Origin of the sequence: Actinomyces slackii (genome assembly GCF_900637295.1) — a bacterium.
Lineage (GTDB): Bacteria > Actinomycetota > Actinomycetes > Actinomycetales > Actinomycetaceae > Actinomyces > Actinomyces slackii.
Map to the genome: position 1 here is coordinate 262,459 of NZ_LR134363.1, position 24,202 is coordinate 286,660.

The following is a 24,202-nucleotide window of genomic DNA, read 5'->3' on the forward strand; positions in this document are numbered from 1 at the left end:
CTACCTCTTGCAGGAGCAACGATGTCCACCAGTCACCGCCCACGCTCGACGTTCGCCAACCGAGCACTGACCCCCGCCCTCCTCGCCTTCTCCGCACTGGCGCTGGCCGGCTGCGGGATGGTCCCTCTACCCGGTCTCTCACAGGACGAGTCCCCCAGTGCCGAGTCCTCGTCCAGTGCGGCCTCCAAAGACAAGGAAGACTCCGGGGAGAGCGAGAACGTCCGCAAGAAGGACTCGACGCCGTCCGCCGAGCCCAGTGAATCAGCCTCCGCATCCGCCAGCGCTGACGCCAGCGCCTCGGCCAGCAAGGCCCCGGCCACAGCGGCTGAGCCGGCCGAGCCGCCTGCCGGCAGCCAGACGATGAAGGGCGACACGGCACTGATCAGCTTCGCCGTGCCCGACAACTGGACCATCTACGACACAGTGGACCAGGCCGCGATGGAGTCCATCGCGGCAGAGCTGAACACTGACCTCGCGAGCATTCAGCGCAATCTACTCCTCAAGGACGCCGTCGCCACGTACCTCCCCGGCAACGAGACCAACGAGATGCTCCTCATGACCATGGTCCCGTTCCCCACGGGGCTCAAGGATGAGGCGACCCTGACCTCGGAGCTCAACGAGTTGGGCTACTCGCCGGAGTTCTACGCCGAGGTGGACACTGCCAACGGCAAGGGCTCATACATGACCGCCACTGATGCTAGTTCGAACCGCAGGTACGCACTCATCTACCTGCCCGATCCGCAGGGCAGGATGGTGCACTTGCAGCTTTACACCTACAGCACTGAGCGCGCCCAGGACCTGGTCAACACCATGGCCTCCACCCTGCGCTGAGCGGACCGAGCCGGCGGCCGCACCATCCATCACCGGAGGACCGCCGCGAGGCGCCCAACTTCCCCCGCGGCGCTCAACCTGGCAGCATTCGGCGTGAGGCCGACGTCGACCGACGCCGTGCCACCCGACGGAAGGAGAAACAGCATGGGACTTGATGACCTGTCGAAGAAGGCCAGCGAGGCACTCGGCTCCGACAAGACCGAGGAGCTCAGCGACAAGGCTCTTGACACCGCTGCAGACGCCGCGAAGAAGGCGACCGGCGGCAAGTTCGATGACAAGATCGACTCCGCGCGCGACGCCATCGACGGCAAGCTCGGCAACGCCTGAGCACTGAGCTGACACCCGCGGCCCTCTGACCGCAGGCGGGGCCCCGCACCCTTGGTGCGGGGCCCCTGCGCGTCCCACCGCCGCTCAGCGCGCCGATGACGAGCCTTTGCGTCGACGACGACGGTTCGCGTCATCCGACTGACCTCTGCACAGGGGTGATTGAGGCGAACTCTCGTCGTCTACGCATTCCCTCGTCGTCGACGCACGGGTCCGCGGAACGGACGGGCTCAGCGATATCGGCTCCGGCGCATGCAGGGCATACTCCTGACCATGACCACCATCGGCGAAGACCGGCACCAGGGACCCGTGGTGCCCGAGGAGATCATCGAGGCGCGCCGCGATGATCTGCTCGCCCGAGCAGCGGGCCTGCCCGCGGCCTGGGTGGGGCTCAAGCCCGAGTGGGACACCACCGTGGCCTCCGTGGGCACGCGCCTGTTCCTCCTCATGCTCACCCACCCCGACGGCCGAGCCCTGGCCAATGTCAAGCTCGAGCCCGAGGATGGCGTGGCCGTGCGCGCCTCCATGAGCTGGGTGGGACCCGGATACCACCAGTCCAAGAGGCACTGGGTCAGCATCGATCTGACCAGCCCTGACTATGAGGCGACCACCGCGGGCGAGCTCGTGGAGGACTCCTACCGGCTGGTCCTCAGCCTGCTGACGCGCCGGGTGCGCGAGGCGGTGCTGCTGGCCGACTCCGCCGGCAGGCCGGCCCGCCCCACATGGCAGTGGCGCACGCAGTGATGGCGATGCCGCGTGATGATGCCGCGCGCTCCTCGCACTTCCCCGCCCTCGTCGCGCGGACGGTCCGGAGCCGCCATGCGGGTCGTGATCCAATGGGCCCATGCATGACGACGACGCACCCATCGCCCGTGTCGCCCCGGTCGGCGCCGTCGCCCCGGGGACGACGCCGCGGGCGGCGAGGACGGGGCCCGATCTGCCGCCCGTCCCCGAGTGGCTCGACGAGATCGAGGGCCCCCAGGCGCTGGAGTGGGTGACTCGCCGCAACCAGGAGACCGAGGCGGCCTATGCCGCCGACGCGGGCTTCATCGAGCTGGCCGGCGACATCGAGACGATCCTGGACGCCCCTGACCGCATCCCGGCCGTCACCGAGCGCGCCGGCCTGCTCTACAACGTCTGGACCGACGCCGATCACCCCCGGGGCCTGTGGCGCCGCACCACCTGGCTCGACTACGCCGCCACCGCCCCGTCATCCTCCGGCGCGCTGCCTCCCGCCGAGCCGGATTGGGAGATCCTCCTCGATCTCGACGAACTGGGACGCCAGGAGGGCCGCGCCTGGGTGTGGCACGGCGCCCAGGTCCTGGCCACCGGGCCCGATCGGGGCAGGCGCGCCCTCATCACCCTGTCCGAGGGCGGATCGGATGCGGATGTCACGCGCGAGTTCGACCTGTCCGAGCGCCGCTTCATCCCTGCTGAGGAGGGCGGCTTCTACCGCGAGGCCTCCAAGGGCTCCATGGTCTGGGCCGACGAGGAGGGCCAGTCCGTCCTCATCACCACCGACCTGGGCCGGGGCTCGACGACGCGCTCGGGCTACCCCCGCCAGGCGCTGCGGCTGCACCGGGGCCAGAGCCTGGCCGAGGCCGAGGTCCTGGGCACGGCCGCCGAGGAGGCCGTGGCGGTGTCCGCCGCCTATGACATCCACGGCCGCACCTGGCTGAGCACCCTGATCGACTTCCACACCCGGCGGACCTGGCTCCTGCCCAGCGGGATCCGATTCCCCGAGCGCACCTGTGCCGGGCCGCTGCCCGAGGGCGAGTCCATCGCCCCTGGGGCCCAACGGATCGATGTGCCCCCGTCAGCGCATATCAGCGCCTCGAGGGACTGGCTGATCATCGAGCTGCGCGAGGCCTGGGAGCCGGAGGACCAGCAGGATCAGAAGGACCAGAAGGGTCGGGCCTTCCCGGCCGGCTCGCTCCTGGCCGCTCCCCTGGCGGAGTTCCTGGAGGGCCGGCGCAGGCTGACGGCGCTGTTCACCCCCACCGGGTCCACCAGCCTGGAGTCCGTCGTGTGGACCCGCAACCACCTGGTCATTACGGTGCTTGACGACGTCGTCACTCGACTGGAGGTCCTCACCCCTCCCGCACGACCCGGCCATGAGGAGTGGACCCGCCATGACCTGGACCTGTCCGCGGCCGGCGACGTGCCGGTCTCCCCGGCGATCGACCACACGGATCTGCGAGCGGGGCGGCCCCTGGTGACGGTCTCGGCCCGGCAGGTCGATGCCCGCAGCGGAGACGACCTGTGGCTGAGCGTCTCGGGGTGGACGACTCCCTCCACGCTGCGGGTGGCCCGCCTGACCGCCGAGGGGTCGCTTCAGGGGATGTGCGTGCTGCGCCAGGCCCCCGCCCGCTTCGATGCCAGTGGCGTCACGGTCTCCCAGCATGTGGCCATCAGCACCGATGGCACGCGCGTCCCCTATTTCCAGGTGGGCCGGGCGGGCGGTGACGGGGCGAGCGGCCCCGCGCCCACGATCCTCTACGGCTACGGGGGCTTTGAGCACTCGCTCCTGCCCGGCTATCAGCCGGTCATGGGCCGGGCCTGGTTGGAGCGCGGCGGGGTCTATGTGGTGGCCAATATCCGTGGCGGCGGGGAGTACGGGCCGGCCTGGCACCGGGCGGCCCTGACCGGCAACCGCCTGCGGGCCTGCGAGGACTTCGCCGCGGTGGCCGCCGGCCTGGTGGAGCGAGGAGTCACCGCGCCCCAGCAGCTGGCCGTGCACGGCGGGTCCAATGGTGGGCTGCTGACCGGGATGATGCTCACGCGCCACCCCGAGTTGGTGGGGGCCGTGGTCTGCGAGGTCCCGCTGCTGGACATGCGCCGCTACACCCACCTGCTGGCCGGCCACTCCTGGATGGCCGAGTACGGGGATCCCGACGACGAGGCCCAGTGGGAGTTCATCAAGGAGTTCTCCCCCTTCCACCTGCTGCGGCCCGGGCTCCGCTACCCACCGGTGCTGCTGGTGACCTCCACCCGGGATGACCGGGTCCATCCCGCCCATGCCCGCACCATGGCGCACCGGCTGCGGGCCCTGGGCCAGTCGGTCACCTATTTCGAGAACTCCGAGGGCGGGCATGGGCGCGCCTCGACCAATGCGCAGCGCGCCTTCATGAGCGCCCTGGTCTACGAGTTCTGCTGGCGCAGTCTCGCCTCCTGAGGAGCCCCGGCCGCGGGGCCGGTGCCGTGTCTCCGGCGGCCGACCCCGCGGAGCCCGAGCGGATCGGTGCCGATCGGTGCGGGTCGGTGCGAGTCAGCGCTGGCCGCGGCGCAGGCGCGAGATCCCCACCACGGTGACCGCCAGTCCGGTGAAGCCGCACAGGAGGGCGCCCATGATCATCACATTGGCGACGGCGATCCGCTCGGCGCGGATCGGGGGGCCCACCATCATGCCCTCGGTGCCCGCACTGCAGGTCACGGTGTAGGCCCCTGCCTGCGAGGCGGTGAAGGAGGCCAGAGGGACCAGACCGCTCTCCTCCTTGACCACCGCCGCGCCCTGCGGATTGGTGATGGTGCAATCCGCGGTGCTGTCCGTGGGGCCGGCGTAGACCATGGCCCGGGTGCCCTTGTTGAGCTGCACCGTGCCCGACTCGCCCAGCGCCGTCGGCGGTGCCCCTGACCAGTCCACGGCCGTGCGCAGAGCGCCGACGAGAAGCAGGACGGGCACGACGAGCATGAGGACCAGGCCGACGGCCAGGACGCGCCAGCCGCGCCGGGGCGCCGGGGCGCCGTCGGACTGGGCTCGCGACCAGGCGTCGAGCCTCACGCCGCCCTTGGGGGCCTTCCAGCCACTGACGGGGCCCGCATCGTCAGGATCGGGGTCCGCATGCTCCGGCAGGGGGTCCAGCCCCTGCTCGGCACGCAGGATGGCGAGCTCCTCAGGGCTCACGCGCTGTCCGTAGGCGGGCGGCGCCTCGGGCTCCTCGGAGCCCGGCATCCTCGGCATCACGGGATTCTCATATGCGGCAGTGGGCGGGGCTCAGGACTGAGCGCGCTTGGAGGCGTTGACCACCAGCTCGATGAACAGGCGGACCAGGAAGATCTGCATCACTGCCCACGGTGCGTAGATGAACAGAGAGATGAGGAACTCGCCGAAGTCGTAGCCGTCATAATTATCCCCATGCGAGAAAGCGGCGTAGAGCCAGTTCAGGGTGAAGGCGATGACGGCCACGATGAAGGCGACCTTGCCGAAGCGCTCGGCGAAGCCCTTGCTCGTGTCGAAGAGGTTGCCGAACAGCGAGTCGCCCGCCGGGCCCTGGGGCGGGTAGGGCTGACCAGGGGGCACCGGCCCACCGGGCATGGCGGCGCTGGGCGCGCTGGGGATCGGGCCGGTCTGCGGCACGCCCTGGGGCGGGTAGGGCTGGCCGGGAATCGGGGCCGACGGCGCAGAGGAGGCCGGCGGGAAGTACGGCTGACCGGGATTCTGGGGCTGTGTCATAAGGGCTTCTCTTCCTTGTCTGATCACGGGACTCCGGCAGACTACCGCGTGCGATCCGCCCATGTCACAGCCCGGGGACGTGAGCGACAAGTCCCACACACCGCCCCGACGGACCTCGCCCTCGCCCGACTCGCCAACGGCGTGCTCCCGGCCGGTCTGAGCGGCGGGAGCACGCCGCCCAGGCGCCGTCGGGCAGGGCCTCAGGAGGCCTGACCCGACGGCGCCTGGGGCATCGGTTCCGGATCATCCCCGCGGGCGCGGGGTTTACGCCTGCCCCGAGGGTGCCTGGGGCATCGGCATCGCCGGGGCCACGGGACGGGGGCTCGCCGAGCGGGCCACGGCCGTGCGCAGCAGGGTCTCGAAGGGGCCGGGCCGGCCCTGCCTCTCCAGGACGGCGCACAGGACGACTGTGGCTCCCCACGTGGCCACCGCGATCAGTCCAGCGACGAACGGACTGATCGACACCTCGACGCCCAGTGCCCAGGGGATCACTCCCAGGACGGCGCCGAAGACGAAGGTCTGGCACAGGTAGGCGGTCATGGAGCGCCGCCCCACGGCGGAGGCCAGCCACCGCAGCCCCGTCAGGCGCCCGTCGGGCCTGGGTCCACCGGCGTAGAGCGACAGCAGCGCCAACCACCCGCAGGCCCCGAGCAGACCGGTGATCTGGGCGAGCATCGGCCCGACGACAACCGCCGGGGCGTGCCCGATGACGTACCTGGCATGCGGGTAGGCCCCCAGGGCCGCCAGGCCAAGGCCCACCAGGCCAACGGCGATGAGCAGCCCCCGGTGGCGCTCGGGGTGAACCAGGAGGTCGGTGTCGGCCAGGCGGGCCCCGATGAACATGGCCGGGACCACGACGGACACGACCGAGGAGAGCATGGTGCCGATGGGCCACATGATGATGTTGATCAGCGGCCAGGACAGGCGGAAGCCCGTCCCCGTCGAGAACTCACTGACGTCCCTGCCCGTCTGGGCCGCGTACTGCTCCATGCCTACCGCGATCCACCAGCCCTGTGCCAGCATCACGACGCAGATGATGACAATGATGCCGATGCACACGGCCAGGGCGCGCCCCCAGTGCTTGCGGGCCAGCCAGCCGGCGAAGACCACCGCCGCCAGGCCGTAGGCACCGATGATGTCACCGAAGAACAGCAGCCCGTGGACCGCCCCGAACAGGATCATCCACCAGCCCCGACGGCGCACCAGCCGCCGGGCGTCGACCGTGGCCTGCTCGCGCGCCCATGCCTCCTGGACGGGGTGCGGGACGGCGCCCTGGTCGGCTCCGGGCAGGGCCTTGAGGTACTCCTGGGTCCCGGACTCGATGCGGCGGTTGATCATGGTCATCAGGCCGAAGCCGAAGAGCATGGCGAACAGCGGGATGCTGCGCTGATCGACCAGGAGGGTGCGCACGAGCACCCAGACGGCGTCGGCGCCGTGGAGCAGGGGCGGCGAGATCACCACGTTGCTGTAGTCGGATGCTGCGATGAGCCAGACAGGCACATTGGCGATGGCGATGAGCAGGAGCATGAAGCCGCGCGCGACGTCGGGCGCGGGATAACGGGGGCCACGGGTGAAGGAGGTCGTCATCTTCATGGCAGCGATGGTATGCCCGGGAGCGGCCCTCAGGTCGGCCGCGCGAAGGGGAAAGCGGGGAGGAGGGATCCTCCTCCCCGCCGATGCGTGGGTGCTGCGTCGGTGCTCAGGCCATCGGCCGCTGAGCCAGGGCCCGCGTGTTCTGCTCGGTGCGGATGATCGCGACGATGAACTCCAGGAGCAGGCGGATGCCGATGACATGGAGGAAGGCCGGGATGAGCCCGAAGATCAGGGCGAAGAAGAAGGCGCCCGGATCAAACTCTGAGGAGCCATAACTACCACCACCGATACCAGCCACCGTGCCCATCATGAAGGCGCCGAAGAACCATCCGATGGCAATGGCGATGAGGCACAGGATGTAGACCACCTTGACCCAGGTGATGGTGATGTACTGGCTGAAGGACATGTCGAACAGGGCGGAGAAGAAGCCGCGCTGCTGGACCGGGGCGTAGCCGGGGTAGCCGGCGGCCTGGACCGGATAGCCGCCCATGGGGTCAGGAGCCGAGGCGGGCTGGGGAGGGTAGGGGGCCGGAGGCGGGTAGCTGCCAGTGGGGGCCGAGCCCGCGCTGTAGGAGTCGGCCTGCGGAGCCGGCGGAGGCGTGTGGGACTGATCGGGGTTGATCGGCTGGGTCATCGTGCGATTCTCCTCGCGCTGGGGGACCCTTCCAGCCTACCCGCGCTCGGCTCGCCCCCTCAATCTCCAGGCCTCCGCAGCAGACGGGGGACGATCACCCCGCAGGCTGGTTCACAGGGCTCGCTGCCGCGGACGCCTCCTGCGGCGGGGATGGCGGGAGCGGGATCGACCGCTGCCGCTGGCTGCGGGCCACGGCGGTGCGCAGGGCGGTCTCGAAGGGACCGGCGTGCCCGGCGCGCTCCAGCGCCGCGCACAGCACCACCGTGGCCGCCCAGACCCCCACCGCGATCAGTCCGGCACCGGCCTCCCCCACCCGCGGCGTGGAACCGACCAGCCACGGGATGATGACGAAGACGAGGCCGAACAGGAGCGTCTGGGACAGGTACGCCGTCATCGAGCGCCGCCCCACAGCCGAGGCCAGCCACCGCAGCCCTCGCAGCTCGCCATCGGGCCGCGGCCCGCCGGCGTAGAGCGCGAGCAGCGCCAACCAACCGCATGCTCCCGCCAACCCGGTCAGCTCGTAGGCCGACTGATCGAATGACGCGGGCTCTCCGAGGCCCAGATCCCCCAGAGCCAGGCGGAGCGCCCCCAGCGCTCCCAGGCCCAGCCCTCCCAGGCCCACGCCCACCAGCAGGCGCCGGTGCCGCTCAGGGTGAGCGAGAAGATCAGTGTCCGCCAGGCGCGCCCCGATGAACATCGAGGGAACAACCAGGGTGACAAGCCCCCCGACGACGGTGAAGGACATCCAGAACAGCAGATTGGACACCACCCATGGAACACCCATGTCGGGCGCCTGCCCGGACTCCGTGGACGTGGACATCTGGCTCGCAAAAAATGGCACCACCGCGACCAGCAAGGCAATGGCGGAGCTGAGGACGATGGCGCGCTTGCGGTGCTTGTGGGCGAGCCAGCCGGCGAAGATCACCGCGGCCAGCCCGTAGGCGCCGATGATGTCCCCGGTGAAGAACACGCCGTGCACCGCCCCGAACAGGATCATCCACCACCCGCGACGGCGCACCAGGCGACGCGCATCGATCGTGGCCTGCTCACGCGCCCAGGCCACCTGAGCCGGGCTGGCCTCCTGCTCCTGGCCGCCCGTGGCCTGCTCCAGATACGTCCGCGTACCACTGGCGACGCGCCGGTTGATCATCACCATCAGACCGAACCCGAACAGCATGGCGAACAGCGGAAAAGATCGGCGATCCACGAGCATCGTTCGCAGGACGAGCCACACAGAGTCAACGGAGTCAGCCGTGGAGTAGTCCACCGTCTCCTCGGAGGATGCCAACGAGGATGCCCAGATCGGGACATTGGCCACCGCGATGAGCAGGAGCATGAAACCCCTCGCCACATCAGGAGCCGGATACCGCACACCACGGGTGAAAGAGGTCAGCACACGCATGGATTCACCCTATGGCCGCGCCCCGCCAGCCCGCCCCTTCCATCAGGGGAGCCGGGCCCGCCCCCTACCTCCTCCCGAAGGAGGGGTAGGTCCCACCTTGAGGAGGAGAGTCCTCGATGCGCCCGTCCAGTTTGTCCACGACGAACAGCTTTCACGCCCGCCGCCACTCACCACGATAACAAACGCGCAGGTCATAACACACTTCCCATAGCATACCCATGCGCGAGAGCGGGAAAAGCTGTTCACCATGGACAAGCCCCTGTTCAGCCCCGTCCGACGTCAGCCCCCGCGCGGGGGCCGCACGATGAGGGCGCGGCTCGGGCGGGTCTCCGCCGTCCGTTCGTCATCATCGCTGCCGCGGGCGGTCCGGCCGGTCCGGCTGCCGCGGCCCGTCCGGGGGCTGCGCGCCATCACCTGGACCTCGCCGTCGGCCGCGGCGGCGAAGATCCGCTGGACGGCGGCCTCGCGGGCGCGAAGCTCGGCGTTGGCCGCCTGGAGCTCCTCGACGCGCTTCTCCAGTTCGATGATGCGCCGGATGCCCTCCAGATTGACCCCCTCCTGGCTCAGGGCCTGGATCCGGCGCAGCCGCTCCACGTCCCGGTGGGAGTAGCGCCTCCCCCGGGAGCGGGTGCGCGCCGGACTGACCAGGCCCAGGCGGTCGTACTGGCGCAGGGTCTGGGGGTGCATGCCGGCGAGCTCGGCCGCCACCGAGACCACGTAGACGGCCCGCTCCCCCGCGTCCTCGGCCAGGAAGCCCAGGCCCTGGCCGGCCCTGCGCCGCGGGCTCACTGCCGGGCCTCCTCCATGAGGGAGGCCCGCGGGTCGGTCCCCGCCATGGCCTCATCGAAGGCGTTCAGCGCCTCCTTGGCGGCCTTGGACAGCTTCTTGGGCACGGCGACCTGCACGGTGACCAGGAGGTCGCCCGTTCGCTTGGCCGTGGTCACGCCCTTGCCGCGCAGGCGCAGCACGGTTCCCGAGGAGGTTCCCGGCTTGATGCGCACCCGGCTGGTCGTCCCGTCGAGGAGCGGAACCTCCACGGTGGCGCCCAGGGCGGCCTCCGCCAGGGTGACGGGCAGGTCCATGCGCAGGTTGGCGCCGTCGGCCGGGTCGATGGAGTAGACGGGGTGCTTGGCCACGGTGATGGTCACCACCATGTCCCCGTTCTCCCCGCCATTCATCCCGGGCCGGCCCTTGCCGCGCAGGCGGATCTTCTTGCCCGACTGGACCCCGGCGGGGATGCGCACGGTCATGGTGCGCCCGTCGGCGGTCAGCTCCACGGTGGTCCCGGCCACGGCGTCGCGCAGGTCCAGGGTCGCCGAGGTGACGACGTCGGGCCCCTTGGCCGGGGCCTGGGCGCCGAAGCTGCCGAAGCCGAAGGGCCCGGGCCTGCCGCCGGCGCGGGTGGGGCTGGGGGTGCCTCCGAACATGCGCAGCAGGTCGTCGAGATCGGGCTGATCGGCCCCGCTGGTCTCGAAGCGGACGTTCCCGCCCCCGGCCTGGGCGCCGAACATGGAGGAGAAGATGTCCTCGAATCCTCCCGCGCTCCCGCCCGGGCCGCCCGCGGTGAAGCGCGCCCCTCCCCCGGCCATGGAGCGGATGGCGTCGTACTGCTGGCGCTCCTTGGGATCGGACAGGACCGCGTAGGCCTCGCCGATGTCCTTGAAGCGCTCGGCCGCCGCGGCGTCGTCGGGGTTGCGGTCGGGGTGGTACTTCTTGGCCTGAGTGCGGTAGGCCTTCTTGATGGTGGCGGCGTCGGCGCTCTTGTCGACGCCGAGGACCGCGTAGAAGTCCTTGGTCATCCAGTCCTGGCTGGCCATGTCTCACCGCCTCCTTCTGAGTGCTGGGTAATGGATGGTTGTGTGCCGGTGGGCCCTGGTGGTGGGGCGCGGGATGCGCCCCACCACCGCATGCGCGCGGGGCCTCACGCGGGATTGGCGACCTGGACGCGGGCGGCGCGCACCACCCGCTCGCCCAGGCGGTAGCCGGGCTGGAGGACCAGGGAGATGGTGGGCTCCTCGACCTCATCGGACTCACTGGCCATGAGGGCCTCGTGGAGGGTGGGGTCGAAGGCCTCCCCGACCTGGCCGAAGCGCTCCAGGGAGAACTTCTCCTCCAGGAGGGTCTCGAGCTTGCCGGCCGTGGTGGCGAAGGTGCCGGTCAGGTCCCCGTGCTGACGGGCCAGCTCGATCTCATCGAGGATCGGGATGAGGGCCTCGACGACGCCGGCTGCGCCGTCGGCCCGGTGCCCGGCCGCCGCCTCACGGGAGCGGCGCACGAACCCCTGGTACTCCTGCTGGAGGTTGTAGAGGTCCGCCCGCGCCCTGGCCAGGTCCTCGCCGGCCTGGGCGGCCTGCGCCTGGGCCTGGGCCAGCGGGTCGGGCTCGGCGGCCTCCTGGTCCGCGCCCTGGTCCTCGCCCGGGGCCTGCCCGGCCGCCTCCTGGGCGGCCTGGGCGGCGTCGGCCTGGGCGAGCTCCTCACGGACCTGGGGGTCAGCCTCCTCGAAGGCGGAGTCGACGGCGGCCGCGAGCTCGGGGTCGATGCCCTCGTGGTCGGCTCCGGCGGCACTCACTTGGCGTCCTCGTCGTCAACGATCTCGGCATCGACGATGTCCTCGTCCTGGCCGGGGGCCTGGGCGCTGTCCCCACCGGCGGCCTGGGCGCCGGCCTCGGAGGCGGCGGCCTGGTCAGCGGCGTAGAGGGCCTCGCCCACCTTCTGGGCCACGGAGTTCAGCTTCTCCTGGGCGGCCTTGACCGGCTCGATGTCCTCGCCCTCCAGGGCCTTCTTGAGCTCGTCGACGGCGGTGGAGACCTCGGAGTGGACGTCCTCGGGCAGCTTGTCCTTGTTGTCCTTGAGGAGCTTCTCGATGGAGTAGGCCTGCTGCTCGGCGGAGTTGCGCGTCTCGGCGTTCTCGCGGCGCTTCTTGTCCTCCTCGGCGTGGGCCTCGGCGTCCTTGACCATGCGGTCGATGTCCTCCTTGGGCAGGGCCGAGCCACCGGAGATCGTCATGGACTGCTCCTTGCCGGTGCCGCGGTCCTTGGCCGAGACGTGGACGATGCCGTTGGCGTCGATGTCGAAGGAGACCTCGATCTGGGGGATGCCACGGGGGGCCGGGGCGATGCCGGTCAGCTCGAAGGTGCCCAGCGGCTTGTTGTCCCGGGCGAACTCGCGCTCGCCCTGGTAGACCTGGATGAGCACGGAGGGCTGGTTGTCCTCAGCGGTGGAGAAGACCTCGCTCTTCTTGGTGGGGATCGCGGTGTTGCGGTCGATGAGCTTGGTCATCACCCCGCCCTTGGTCTCGATGCCCAGGCTCAGGGGGGTGACGTCGATGAGCAGGACATCCTTGCGGTCGCCCTGGATGACGCCGGCCTGCAGGGAGGCGCCGATGGCGACGACCTCATCGGGGTTGACGCCCTTGTTGGGCTCCTTGCCCCCGGTCAGCTCGCGCACGACCTCGGTGACGGCGGGCATGCGGGTGGAGCCGCCGACCAGGACCACGTGGTCGATCTCGGACAGGGCGACGCCGGCGTCCTTGATGACGTTGTGGAAGGGGACCTTGGTGCGCTCGATGAGGTCGGCGGTCATCTCCTCGAAGCGGGAGCGGGTCAGCCTCTCGTCGAGGTGGACCGGGCCGGCCTCGCTCATGGACAGGTACTGCAGGTTGATGTCGGTGGAGGTCGCCGAGGACAGCTCCTTCTTGGCCTGCTCGGCGGCGTCCTTGAGGCGCTGCATGGCGATCTTGTCCTTGGACAGGTCCACGCCGTCCTTGGACTTGACCTGGCTGACGAGCCAGTCGACGATCCGGGCGTCCCAGTCGTCCCCGCCCAGGCGGTTGTCGCCGTTGGTGGCGCGCACCTGGATGGTGGAGAAGCCGTCCTCGTCCTTGCCGACCTCCAGCAGGGAGACGTCGAAGGTGCCGCCGCCCAGGTCGAAGACGAGGATGAGCTCATCCTCCTTGCCCTTGTCCAGGCCGTAGGCCAGGGCCGCGGCGGTGGGCTCGTTGACGATGCGGTCCACGGTCAGGCCCGCGATGGTGCCGGCCTCCTTGGTGGCCTGGCGCTCGGCGTCGTTGAAGTAGGCCGGGACGGTGATGACGGCGTTGGTGACGGTCTCACCCAGGTAGGACTCGGCGTCGGCCTTGAGCTTGGCCAGGATGCGGGCGCTGATCTCCTGGGCGGTGTACTTCTTGTCGTCGATCTCGACGGACCAGTCAGTGCCCATGTGGCGCTTGACCGAGGAGATGGTGCGGTCGACGTTGGTGACGGCCTGGCGCTTGGCGATCTCGCCGACCAGGACCTCTCCGGACTTGGAGAAGGCGACGACGGAGGGCGTGGTGCGGCCTCCCTCGGCGTTGGGGATGATGGTGGGCTCGCCGCCCTCGAGGACGGCGATGGCGGAGTTGGTGGTTCCGAGGTCAATACCGACGGCGCGTGCCATGCGATGTGCTCCTTGTGGTTGGCGACCGGATGCCCGGCCGGGTTGAGTCGAATGCACTCAGGATTGTGGTTGAGCCTAGCGTTGTCAACTTCAACCTTGAGTCTGCTCCAATCAACCTTGCGGCGGTGGCGTTCATTCCGAGGGGATACGTGAGCACCCTCACTGCCGCACCGCAGCCTCGCCGCGAGGTCGAGAGACGCCGGGGGTGCCGAGAAGCCGGATGCCGGGCGCGTGCTGGGCTACTACTCGCTGGCCTCCACCTCGATCCACACCGAGGGCCTGCCTCGCCGTCTCAACCGGGGGCAGCCAGCACTCCTGCCCGCATTCCTCCTGGCGCGGCTGGCCCTGGACCGAAGCCTTCAGGGGCAGGGCCTCGGAAGCGTCCTGCTCTCCCATGCCGTCCGCTCAGCGGACCATGCCAGTCGCATCGTCGCCGCCAGGCTGCTCGTCGTCGACGCCATCGATGAGCGCGCCGCCTCCTTCTACCGGCACTACGGGTTCACGCCGTTGGCCGCCGATCACCGCCGCCAGCGGCTCGTCGCCGTCATCAAGCACCTCACCCCGGCGGAGACCCGTCCCTGATTCCGAGCCCGCGCCCCGAGGCTCCCCCTGAGCCCGACCGCATGATGGGGGCGAGAGATGCCAGCTCCTTCTTTGGGACTGCAGTCCCAAGGAGGACTCGACGGCTGTGATGATTCGCCGTCGTGCACGTCTTGCCGCCTGGGGGTGGCGCGGCGATCATGAGGTCTGACCCGCACGTAGATGCGCAATGCGTTGGTCACTCCTCACGCAGACTCTTAGCATGGCTTAGTCAGCACTCCCCGAAAGGACTTCCCATGACCGGTTCAGCCATGGCCTCTGATCCGTCTCCCCATCCCATCCACCCCGGGATCCACAACGCGACGAACTTCCAGCTCGCCCCCGGCGAGACCATGGTGTATGGCGACACCTTCAGCCCAACGCTCCTGACGCCCTACCTCAAGACGCAGCTCATGTGCTCCTCAACCCGCTTCGCCTTTGAATCGCCCAACACCATTCTCGGATTTATTCCCGTTGGCGGGTCTAAATCGAGTTTCCCAATCAATGGGATCTCGTCGGTGTCCACATCCACTCAGTTCCGGCTCGGGCAGTTCCTCCTGTCGGTCATCCTCGTCGTCCTCGGCATCGCGCTCATGGGGGGCAACAGCCTGCCCGGCGTCCTGTTCTGCGTCTTCCTCGTGCTACTCGGCGCCGTGGGCATCAGCGGCTCCTTCCCTGCCGGACTGATCGTTCAGAACCACGCCGGCGCGACAACGGTCATCGTCGTCTCCCCGTTCGAGCGCGCCAAGCTCGCCCGGTTCACTGCGGAGATGCAGCAGCTGCTCTTCGCCAACCAGTCGCAGATCCACCACCAGGAGGCCCAGCAGCTGCACACCCAACAGCTCATGATGCAGCAGCTCGCCCTCCAGCAGCAGATGAGCACCGCCCAGCAGCAGGCCTTCTACCAGATGCAGGTCGCGCAACAGCAGCCCGGGCAGGCCCTGCCACAGCCCCCCGCAGCGCCACAGGCGCCCCTGCCACCCGTCGACGGCGAGGGGACCCAGCAGTTGCCCACCACTGAGTGAGCCTTTCTCATCGGGGTCGAGCACTGAGTCAAGGCCCCCAACAGGCCGTGGGCGTTGCGCCCACGTCGAGGCAGTCCCGAGCCCGCCTCCGTGGGCGCCCTGGTGCGCCGGGGGGCGTGAGGGCCGGCGCCCTCCGCTTGAGCGCCGTCGGCCCCCAAGCCCCTGGCCATGACCGGGGAGCCGGGGCACGACGGGCCGTATTCGTCGAGCAGGATCGGGCACGGCGTGCCCGAGTGCTGCGCCTCCTATTCTCGGCTTGTGCCCCCGTCCGCCCTCGCCACCGGCCGCCGACGCCTGCAGCGCCTCCTGCGCAGCCTCGTCACCTTCGCCCCGGCCCCGGGGCGCTCGCGTCGCGCCCTGCGGTGGGTGGCGGCCACGGCCGCGAGCCTCATCGTCATCTCGGTCATCCTCGGCCCGGACAAGGGCGGGATGGGGCTGCTCGGCGCGATGTCGGCCGGAGGGGGACGGGACTTCCCCACGCGGCGCCGGGTACTGGTCGGGATCCGGGTCGGCGCCACAGTGCTGGCCTGCCAGGCCATCGGCCTGCTCATCTCGCCGTGGCCGCTGCTCGTGCCGCCGGTGATGACGGCGATGACCTTCGTCGTCGTGTGGTTCTGGCACGCCCTCCTGACCGGACCGCCCGGACCCATCAACACGGTTTTCGCCGGCGCCCTGGGGGTGTACATGGGCTCGCTGGGCTGGACCTGCGCCACCCTGCTGCCGATCACCGCGCTCGCCTGGGCCCTCGCCCTGGCCGCCTCCCTGATCCTCCTGGCGCTGTGGCCCCACACGGCCGAGAGGCGGGCTGTGGAGGCGGCCGAGCAGGCCGTCGAGGCCTACTGCCAGCAGCCGCGGCCCGACCCGTGGGATGCCAGAGCCGCGAGCCTGTCCAATCGGCTGCGCTCCCAGGCGTGGATCGCCGTCGACGACGCCTGGCACGTACTGCGCACCGGGCGCACTCCCGGGACGGTGCCCCTGACCGCTGAGGGGCGCGCCCTGGACGGGCGGCTGCGCACCAGCCATCTGCGGCTGCTCGAGCGCCTTCAGGCCGAGTCCTTCCCCAGTGAGCATCCCGAGATCTCCCGGCACTTCAACCTCGTGCCGCTGGGATTGCCCTCGGTGCGCTACCTGCTGCGCACCGCCGCCCAGAGCGGCTCCCAACCCAGGCTGGTGGCCGGGCGCGCCGCGGGCGCTGTGGCCCTGGCCGCCTCAGTGGCCTTCCTCCTGTCCCCCATCGGGCACCCGTACTGGGCGATCCAATCGGCGCTCATCGTCCTGCACATGGGGGCCTCACGCGCCGACCTGACGATCCGCGCCGCGCACCGGGTCATCGGCACGGCGGCCGGGCTGGTGGTCTACGTCGGGATCGTCTCCCTGGGGCCGGGGCCCTGGACGCGCCTGGGGATCGCGATCGTGGCGATCTACGGGCTGGAGGCGCTGGCCGTGCGCAACTACGCGTCCAGCGTCGTCTTCGTCACGGTCTTCGGGCTCATGCTCACCCCTGCACCCTCCGCCGCGCACACCCACCTCCTCATCACCGACCGCCTCGGGGAGACCGCCATCGGCGTGGGGGCCTCGGTGCTCATGATCTGGGTGATGGGTCGGCGCGCGCCGATCCTCCTGGTCCGCCGCCAGTTCCGCCAGACCCTCACCCGCCTCCTGCTCGTCCTCGACGACCTGGCCAAGGGCCTGGAGGACCCCGCCGGGCTCCCGCCATCCCGCCGTCCACTGCCACTGCTGACCGCAGGGGAGCACGACGGCTCCCCCACGGACCTCGTGCGCGCCCATCGGCGGGACCTCGTGTTCGAGCTGGGTCGCGCAGGCGCGATCCTGTCCTCCCAGCGCCCCGACGATCCGGAGTCGCTGGAGCCGTGGATGCGCGTGCAGGAGGAGGTCTCGCGCCTGAGCTACGACGTCGTCGCTGCGACATGGCGCCAACCCGGCACGGGTCGAGCGGCTGCCCGGATCGCGCACCGCGCCATCGCGGAGATGATCGACGCGCTCCCGCCCATCTCCCAGCGCCGCATCGATCCGACGGCGGTGGCCGGGACCGTGGCGGTCATCCGCGCCGAGTTCCTCGCCAGCGCGTGAGCCCCGGGGCGCCCCGGCACCGTCGCGCACCGGAACCGCCCGGCTTCACAGGAAACCCACAAGGTGAACCTACGGCGGGCACACGCCCGCCCGCCACGGTTAAGGCATGCACCGAACCGATGCCCCCGAGGCCCCCGAGGCGCCGAGCGCCCCCTCCTCCAAGCACACCCGACGCCGCTTCCTCCTGGGAGGAGCCGCCGTCCTGGGCCTGGCCGCCACCGGCACCAGCGCCTGGGCCCTCAACCGCTTCGTCGTCGACCACACCGAGATCAGCGACGTCGCCGCCTACGAGGCGGCCAACTCCTCCGTGCAGGCCGCCACCCAGGCCGCCGCCACGAGCGTCGAGGTCACGGACTCCTCCTACTCCTCCTCCAACACCTCGATCACCATCGACCAGGTCACCACCGGGTCGGGCTCGGACACGGTCACCTACTACGTCGCCGACGTCACCGTCGCCGATGCCACCACCATCCGATCGGCCTTCGCCAACAACGAGTACGGCACCAATATCACCGCTAAGCCCACCCAGATCGCCTCCGAGCACGACGCGATCCTGGCCATCAACGGCGACTACTACGGATTCCGCTCCGACGGCATCCTCATCCGCAACGGCGTGGTCTACCGGGACGCAGGGGTGCGCGAGGGCATCGCCTTCTACCTCGATGGGCACGCGGAGGTCTACGACGAGACCTCCACCGATGCACAGACGCTGCTCGATTCCGGGGTGTGGAACACCTGCTCCTTCGGCCCGGCCCTGATCAAGGACGGACAGGTCCTGTCGGGCATCGACAGCGTGGAGGTGGACACCAACGTCGGGAACCACTCCATCCAGGGCGAGCAGCCCCGCACCGCCTTCGGCCTCATCGGGGACAACCACTACGCCTTCGTCGTCGTCGACGGCCGCAATGAGGGCTACTCGCGCGGCGTGACCATGACCGAGCTCGCCCAGATCATGGCCGGCCTGGGATGCCAGGTGGCCTACAACCTCGACGGCGGCGGCTCGTCCGCCCTGTACTTCAACGGCGCGATCATCAATCAGCCCTCCAATGGTGGGGAGCGCGCCACCTCCGACATCTTCTACATCGCGAAGGGCTCCTGACATGACGACCAGCACCAGCCAGCAGACGACCCCCGTGCGCACGAGCAGGCCTCGCGCGACGCGCGGCACACTCACGGCGCACAGCCCCAGCGCCCGCCGCACCCACCCGGCCGCGTACCCCACCTCCCGCCCCCGCAGCAGGACGGCGCCGCGGGTCGGAGTCCGCACCCGCACCGAGGCGATCCCCACCACCCTGGTGGTCCTCATCCCGGCCTACCAGCCCGATGCGCGCTTGCCCCGGCTCATCACCCGCATGCAGGGCCAGTGCCCAGGATGCGCGGTGCTCGTCGTCGACGACGGATCCGGGCCCGAGTACGCCGAGGTCTTCGCCTCAGCACGCTCACGGGGCGCCGAGGTCCTCACCTACGCGGTCAACCAGGGCAAGGGCGAGGCGCTGAGGCGCGGCCTGGCCCGGGCGGCGGTCAACTGGCCCCAGGCGGATGTCGTGTGCGCCGACGCCGACGGGCAGCACACGCCCTCGGACATCGCCGCCGTGGCGGCGCGCGTGCGCAGCACCGGGCGCATGACCCTGGGAGTGCGCCGGTTCACCGGTCCGGTCCCCCTGCGCAGCCGCCTGGGCAACGACATCACCGCCCTGCTGTTCCGGGGCGCCACGGGCTGGGCGCTGAGGGACACCCAGACCGGTCTGCGCGGCTACCCGGCCGGAGGCTTCGGCTGGCTCCAGGAGGTGCCGGGCGACCGCTACGAGTACGAGCTCTCCGCACTGCTGAAGGCTCACGACCTGGGTCTGGCCGTCGAGGAGGTGGAGATCGCCACCGTCTACGAGCCGGGCAACACCTCCTCGCACTTCCGCCCCTTGAGGGACTCGGCCCGCATCTACGCCCCACTGTTGGTCTTCACGGGGGCCTCCCTGGCGAGCTTCGCCATCGACTGGCTGGGGGTCATGATCATCTTCGCCATGACCGGGAGCCTCCTGACCGCGGCCGTGGGGGCGAGGATCATCTCGGGGACGGCGAACTTCTTCATGAACCGCCGGGTCTTCCGGGCCGCCCCCGGGACTGTGGTGCGCACAGCGGTGCGCTACACGACCCTGGCCCTGAGCATCGTCGCCGCCAGCTACCTGGCCCTGTGGGCCCTTACGGGCCTGGGCGTGCCGCTGGGACTGGCCAAGATCGTCGGCGACGGGACCATCTACATCGCCAGCTACCTGATCCAGCGCCGCGTGGTCTTCCGCGAGAAGGCCTGACGGTGAGAGCGGCGCCAGGCGGGGCGCCTCGCCACCGTGGCGGCCGAAGTCGCTGAGCACAGCACTAGGCTCTTACCCATGGACACCGTCAGTCCCACCGAATCAGAGTCACGGCAGGCCTCACAGCACAGTGCGGGCAGCAGTCTGCGCATCGTCGACCTGCCCGCGGGTGACCCGCGCTGGCCTGCCGCCCTGGCCGTGCTCCAGGAGCTGCGCCCGCATCTGACCTCCGAACTGCTCAACCAGGTGCTGACCCGCGGCACGCCGCAGGGCCTGCGCTTCACCGCGGTGGTCGACGGCGAGGAGGTCCTCGCCGTCGCCGGCTGGCGGGTCATGGACACGACCTCGGTCATCCGCAAGATCTATGTGGATGACCTGGTCACCACGCAGGCCGCCCGCTCACGCGGCTGCGGCCGCCTCCTGCTCCAGCACCTGGCCGACCTGGCCCGGCAGTGGGGCATCACGCGCATCGAGCTCGATTCCGGGGTGCAGCGCCATGCCGCCCACCGCTTCTACCTGCGCGAGCGCTTCGACATCGTCTCCCACCACTTCGGCCTCAACCTCGACTGAGCAGGTCTCTCAAGAAACGGCCCTCCACGACTTAGGCGAGGCGCTCGCCAGCCTCATCAACCGGGAACGCCTCCCCGCCAGAATCACTGCCCCACTAAAACGGCTCTTCGTGTTTAGGGGTGTAGGAGTTTTTTCCTGAATCCTCCGGCGTGGATGAGGCTGCGGGTGGTGTAGTGGGTCAGGTTGCGAAAGCCCAGGGCGATGCCGCGCAGGTGCTCGAGCCTGCCGTTGATAGCCTCGGTGGGGCCGTTGGAGGCGTGGGGGTGGTCGAAGTAGGCCAGGATGTCGTGGCGGCGCTTGCGCAGGGTCCGACCGAGCTCGGCCAGTTCGCCCAGGGCCTGGGGGACACCGGTGCCAAGGGTGTCGATGATCTTGGTCATCAGGGCCTTGCCGGCGGCGGGGGTCTTGGCGCGGTAGGCGGCGATGATCCGCTGATAGGCGCTCCAGGTGGCTTCCACCGCGGCGTGACGCTCATCGGCGAACACGCCCTCGAGGCGATCCCAGGCCTTGTCGGTCAGCAGTCCCGCCCCGGTGCGCAGCAGTCTGCGGGCCTTGTACAGGGGGTCGTTCTTGCGGCCTCGGCGCCCGGTGGTCTGGCGCTGGAGGCGCTGACGCGTGCGATCGAGCTTATCGCCGGCCAGGGCCACCACGTGGAAGGGATCCATGACCTCGGTGGCGTCGGGCAGGGCCTGAGCGGCGGCGCTCTTGAACCCGGTGAAGGCGTCCATGGCCACCACCTCGATTCTGTGGCGGAAGGCCTCGTCCTGTCCTTCGAGCCAGTCCTTGAGGGCCCGCTTGGACCTGCCAGGGACCATGTCCAGCAGCCGAGCGGGACCGGTGCCCGTGCGCACGGGGGTCAGGTCGATAACGACGGTGACATACCTATCGCCCCTGGCGGTGTGGCGCCAGGCGTGCTCATCAACCCCGATGACCTCCACGCCCTCCAGGCGGCCGGGGTCCTCGAGCAGCACCTGCTGGGCCCTGGACAGGATCGAGCTGTTGGCGGTGTGCCAGGCCACCCCCAGAGCCTTGGCGATGCGCGACACGGACATGAACTCCGCCCCCAGGGCTCGCATCCCCCAGTCCACCGCCGACCACGTCAGCCTGGAGCGCTTGGCGGCGACCCGGGCGGCATCCTGCCTCCACACCCGGCGGCACGGCGCGCAGGAAAAGCGCCGCAGGCGCACCACCAGCTGTGTGGGGCGCCACCCCACCGGCAGATGGGCCAGACGACGCGAGACGGTGCCCACAGCCACCCCCTGAGCCCCGCAGACCCGGCAGAAGGGATCCTCCAGGCTGACCGCCAGGCGGCACTCCACCACCGCCCCATCGTCCTGCAGGCGCTGGCCCACCGCCCGCAGGCCCAGGGCCTCCAGCCCCAGGAAAGTGGTCAGATCAGCAGCGGTGAAGGTAGTGTCAGCCATGTCGAGGTCCTCGCAGATGGGTTGTCTAAGCAGCTCCCATCATCAGAGGACCTCGACCCCTACCCCAGCAACGACGCACCCCCACCACACACAATCACACCAATAACCCCCACCTACCACACCCCTAAACACGAAGAGCCACTAAAACGAAAAAGCTTGCAACCTATCCGGATTACTCATAATATCCAAAAAACACTCCAACACTACTGGCGCCCACGACAGAACGATGAGCATCATCAGAAAAAGCATAATAACAGCCCCGAAGAAACCCGCCATAATATTAGCCCTCCCCCTCAATGCACTCATCCAGTAATCGGCAAGTCGACGCCTCACCCTATCACAAACTACGCCACCCAGTGGTCGAAGAGCACGTTCAACACACCCACGCCGCTCCACCTCCGATGCGCGGACAACATCAACAGCCAGCGCACCGACGACATAAAGCAATCCGAAGAAAAATGCTAACATCGCAGGCCAGTGAATTCCAGTCATCGCAAGCCCCGTAAGGCGCGGTCCGGGATCCTGCAAAATGGACGCTCTCTGCACATCAACACTAAGTAACGCCCCCCAATACGCACCAATTCCCAGCATCAGCGCCCCAAAAACAATGCGACAAAGTTGATTCACCCGGAATACAAGCGCGCTTTGTAACGCCATTGACGGCCGCGGCGGCAGTAGGTACCCTAACATCAAAAATAAGATTGCCTTCAATAATAACCACAGGATCATGAGAATCATCGAGAATCCCGCAAAAAAGAGGCCAAACACCCCGCCGAAGCCCGCCGTCAATGCCGCAAATACGATGCCGCAGAAAATGTATGCCCACACCCAGAAGGATCGCCAAGAAAGAGTGCGCACACCACCCACAGCAGTCTTCCATGCACTTCTCAGAAAATCAGCGCAACTATCCATATCTCCTTCTCCTTCCAATCCGATACGACGATCTTGAACAAGGTATCTCAAGGCTCCGACATGAATGAGTTTCGCTTCATGGCTCGCAGCCCTTCGCATCCGGACATCAACGCTTGGCCGCGGCCGGAGCGATAGGCGGTCCTGCCAGGATCGATCCAGCCGAAGCCCCACATAGGCGATGCTGGCCCGCGCTGCAACGACGAGGAGGTGATCTCGCCGCCGCGCAGATCGTTGCCGTCACCGGTGAGCACGACGCCATCCCGGTCATCAAGGGCGACTACTACGACTTTCGCAGCGATCACATCCTCGGCTGCAGGATCCAGCGCCGTGTGGTCTTCCGCGAGCGGGCATGAACAGGACGAGGCGCCCGGGCAGGGAGTAACGGCCCGCAGCCCGCTCTGCTGGATCTCACGGACGCAGGGCTGACAAGGGACAGGTGATGACACCGTCATCACTGACGAGGGTCGGCCCCGTGCCTGTGACCACAAGGATGAAGGAAGGCTCTCCCTCAAGGTCGGTATCGATTCCGGCAACAGCCTGCGCAGCAGAGGCCATACCTGCTGGCACCTGGCCACCGCCGAGCTTGACCTCCACAGCAGCCCACCGTCCCCCGGGAAGAGTGATGACCGCGTCGAGCTCCCTGCCATTGGAGTCCCGATAATGATGGACCTGGCCGCCCAGCGCAGAGGCGTAGACCAGCAGGTCATGGACTGCCGCGCTCTCGAAGAGGAACCCCGCAGTGCGGACATCGGCACGCAGGGCGCTGCGATCGGCGCCGAGCGCAGCGGACGCCAGCGCCGGATCAGCCAGGTGCAGCGTGGTGGAGGTGCGCAGCCGCGCACGCGACCTCAGGCCAGGTGCCCAGGCGCCGACTCGCTCCACCACAAAGAGACTCTCGAGCAATTCCAGGTATGAGGAGACCGTCTCCGGGCGGATGCGCGGGGCGATGCCCTCCAGGTCCGCTGCGAGTGCCGATACCTTGGCCTCGCTGGCACTGCGCCGTGCGAGCGAGCGGATCAGCCGGCTGACGACCCTGGGAGAGTGCCGGATCGATGCCAGGCGAGGAAGATCAGCTCGAGCGATATCGTCGAGATACCCACTCATGGCGAGAAGCGAGTCCGATGCCTCGAGGTTCCTCAGCGCGGGGAAGCCCGAGCGCAACAACCGGTCAATCACCTCGTCGTAGTCCAGGGTGTCCCACGCCGGGCGCGGTCGATCTCCCTCGAATAGGCCCTCCAGACTCACCTCTCCCGTGGATTCGCCGCGTTCCCACCAGGACATGGTGCGCATCCTCAACCTCAGGAATCGCCCCGCGCCCGTGTGCCTAGTGACGTCATCGGCAGGCACGGAGGAGCCGGTCAGGATGAAGCGACCGCGACGGGAGTCGCGATCCACTGCACGGCGCACGAGGTTCCACAACTCTGGCGCAAGCTGCCACTCGTCGAGCAACCGTGGGCTCTCCCCCTCCAGGAGCGCCGACGGCATGACACTGCCCAAGGAGGCGGTTTCCTCATCATCGAGGAAGGCGTAGGACTGCGCGGAGTGGAGACCTGTCATGGTCTTGCCGCAGCCACGCGGCCCCTCGATGAGGACCGCCCCGGCCACGCGCAGACGGCGTTGAAGG

At 69.2% G+C, this 24,202-nt stretch carries 23 protein-coding genes; 10 read left to right on the forward strand and 13 right to left on the reverse strand.

All coding sequences use genetic code 11. The features are described from left to right. Positions 1-21: 21 nt before the first annotated feature. The 4 genes from EL266_RS01105 to EL266_RS01120 all read left to right on the forward strand — a co-directional run bounded on the left by EL266_RS01105 (position 22) and on the right by EL266_RS01120 (position 4,330). Positions 22-831, forward strand: coding sequence for a hypothetical protein (locus EL266_RS01105; protein WP_026427802.1), 810 nt, complete (start codon positions 22-24; stop codon positions 829-831). A 144-nt stretch (positions 832-975) separates the two neighbouring features. Then, positions 976-1,158: an Rv0909 family putative TA system antitoxin gene (locus EL266_RS01110; RefSeq protein ID WP_026427801.1), complete on the forward strand. Its 183-nt coding sequence runs from the start codon at positions 976-978 to the stop codon at positions 1,156-1,158. A gap of 270 nt (positions 1,159-1,428) precedes the next feature. Then, entirely contained in the window at positions 1,429-1,899 is a 471-nt protein-coding gene (locus tag EL266_RS01115) for an MmcQ/YjbR family DNA-binding protein (protein WP_051281422.1), read from the forward strand. A gap of 100 nt (positions 1,900-1,999) precedes the next feature. Beyond that, the gene (locus EL266_RS01120) at positions 2,000-4,330 is read left to right on the forward strand and encodes a prolyl oligopeptidase family serine peptidase (RefSeq protein ID WP_084501070.1); all 2,331 of its coding nucleotides are present in this window, start codon (positions 2,000-2,002) and stop codon (positions 4,328-4,330) included. A gap of 93 nt (positions 4,331-4,423) precedes the next feature. Here the strand turns inward: EL266_RS01120 and EL266_RS01125 are convergent, their stop codons facing one another. The 9 genes from EL266_RS01125 to dnaK form a co-directional block, all read right to left on the reverse strand. Next, positions 4,424-5,116, reverse strand: coding sequence for a hypothetical protein (locus tag EL266_RS01125; RefSeq protein WP_126412037.1), 693 nt, complete (start codon positions 5,114-5,116; stop codon positions 4,424-4,426). Positions 5,117-5,149: 33 nt separating this feature from the next. Beyond that, positions 5,150-5,608 carry a hypothetical protein gene (locus tag EL266_RS01130; RefSeq protein WP_026427798.1) on the reverse strand — a complete coding sequence of 153 codons (459 nt, stop codon included), beginning with the start codon at positions 5,606-5,608 and terminating at the stop codon, positions 5,150-5,152. Positions 5,609-5,872: 264 nt separating this feature from the next. After that, on the reverse strand, positions 5,873-7,201 hold the full coding sequence (locus EL266_RS01135; RefSeq protein ID WP_026427797.1) for a DUF418 domain-containing protein: 1,329 nt from the start codon (positions 7,199-7,201) through the stop codon (positions 5,873-5,875). Positions 7,202-7,307: 106 nt separating this feature from the next. Next, positions 7,308-7,835: a DUF4282 domain-containing protein gene (locus EL266_RS01140; protein WP_051281399.1), complete on the reverse strand. Its 528-nt coding sequence runs from the start codon at positions 7,833-7,835 to the stop codon at positions 7,308-7,310. 94 nt (positions 7,836-7,929) lie between these two features. Next, a complete protein-coding gene (locus EL266_RS01145) occupies positions 7,930-9,171 on the reverse strand; it encodes a DUF418 domain-containing protein (RefSeq protein WP_408608479.1) in 1,242 nt (413 codons plus the stop codon). A 345-nt stretch (positions 9,172-9,516) separates the two neighbouring features. After that, positions 9,517-10,026, reverse strand: coding sequence for a heat shock protein transcriptional repressor HspR (locus EL266_RS01150; protein ID WP_034515518.1), 510 nt, complete (start codon positions 10,024-10,026; stop codon positions 9,517-9,519). Beyond that, positions 10,023-11,054 (reverse strand): DnaJ C-terminal domain-containing protein, encoded by a 1,032-nt coding sequence (locus EL266_RS01155; RefSeq protein WP_026427796.1) that lies wholly within the window; start codon positions 11,052-11,054, stop codon positions 10,023-10,025. The genes EL266_RS01150 and EL266_RS01155 overlap by 4 nt, the downstream gene beginning before the upstream one ends. A 104-nt stretch (positions 11,055-11,158) precedes the next feature. Beyond that, positions 11,159-11,806: a nucleotide exchange factor GrpE gene (locus EL266_RS01160; RefSeq protein ID WP_026427795.1), complete on the reverse strand. Its 648-nt coding sequence runs from the start codon at positions 11,804-11,806 to the stop codon at positions 11,159-11,161. Continuing rightward, the gene (gene dnaK / locus EL266_RS01165; RefSeq protein ID WP_026427794.1) at positions 11,803-13,671 is read right to left on the reverse strand and encodes a molecular chaperone DnaK; all 1,869 of its coding nucleotides are present in this window, start codon (positions 13,669-13,671) and stop codon (positions 11,803-11,805) included. Before dnaK ends, EL266_RS01160 begins: the two co-directional genes overlap by 4 nt. Positions 13,672-13,902: 231 nt before the next feature. On the opposite strand from dnaK, the gene EL266_RS01170 reads away from it, so the two are divergent. The 6 genes from EL266_RS01170 to EL266_RS01195 all read left to right on the forward strand — a co-directional run bounded on the left by EL266_RS01170 (position 13,903) and on the right by EL266_RS01195 (position 20,242). Next, positions 13,903-14,253: a GNAT family N-acetyltransferase gene (locus EL266_RS01170; protein WP_232012065.1), complete on the forward strand. Its 351-nt coding sequence runs from the start codon at positions 13,903-13,905 to the stop codon at positions 14,251-14,253. Between the two features lie 254 nt (positions 14,254-14,507). Continuing rightward, positions 14,508-15,275, forward strand: a complete 768-nt coding sequence (locus EL266_RS01175) for a hypothetical protein (protein ID WP_051281398.1) — start codon at positions 14,508-14,510, stop codon at positions 15,273-15,275. Positions 15,276-15,533: 258 nt separating this feature from the next. Then, positions 15,534-17,366: an FUSC family protein gene (locus tag EL266_RS01180; RefSeq protein ID WP_169719974.1), complete on the forward strand. Its 1,833-nt coding sequence runs from the start codon at positions 15,534-15,536 to the stop codon at positions 17,364-17,366. Positions 17,367-17,472: 106 nt separating this feature from the next. After that, a complete protein-coding gene (locus tag EL266_RS01185) occupies positions 17,473-18,465 on the forward strand; it encodes a phosphodiester glycosidase family protein (protein ID WP_034515515.1) in 993 nt (330 codons plus the stop codon). A 1-nt stretch (position 18,466) separates the two neighbouring features. Continuing rightward, positions 18,467-19,672: a bifunctional glycosyltransferase family 2/GtrA family protein gene (locus tag EL266_RS01190; protein WP_051281397.1), complete on the forward strand. Its 1,206-nt coding sequence runs from the start codon at positions 18,467-18,469 to the stop codon at positions 19,670-19,672. Positions 19,673-19,750: 78 nt separating this feature from the next. Next, positions 19,751-20,242 carry a GNAT family N-acetyltransferase gene (locus EL266_RS01195; RefSeq protein ID WP_197719257.1) on the forward strand — a complete coding sequence of 164 codons (492 nt, stop codon included), beginning with the start codon at positions 19,751-19,753 and terminating at the stop codon, positions 20,240-20,242. Between the two features lie 113 nt (positions 20,243-20,355). Here the strand turns inward: EL266_RS01195 and EL266_RS01200 are convergent, their stop codons facing one another. The 4 genes from EL266_RS01200 to EL266_RS01215 all read right to left on the reverse strand — a co-directional run bounded on the left by EL266_RS01200 (position 20,356) and on the right by EL266_RS01215 (position 24,183). After that, a complete protein-coding gene (locus EL266_RS01200) occupies positions 20,356-21,666 on the reverse strand; it encodes an ISL3 family transposase (protein ID WP_026426729.1) in 1,311 nt (436 codons plus the stop codon). Between the two features lie 141 nt (positions 21,667-21,807). Next, positions 21,808-22,578, reverse strand: coding sequence for a hypothetical protein (locus tag EL266_RS01205; RefSeq protein ID WP_126412039.1), 771 nt, complete (start codon positions 22,576-22,578; stop codon positions 21,808-21,810). Between the two features lie 47 nt (positions 22,579-22,625). Beyond that, a complete protein-coding gene (locus EL266_RS01210; RefSeq protein WP_126412041.1) occupies positions 22,626-22,829 on the reverse strand; it encodes a hypothetical protein in 204 nt (67 codons plus the stop codon). A 157-nt stretch (positions 22,830-22,986) separates the two neighbouring features. Then, positions 22,987-24,183 (reverse strand): ATP-binding protein, encoded by a 1,197-nt coding sequence (locus EL266_RS01215; RefSeq protein ID WP_232012066.1) that lies wholly within the window; start codon positions 24,181-24,183, stop codon positions 22,987-22,989. Between the last annotated feature and the right edge of the window lie 19 nt (positions 24,184-24,202).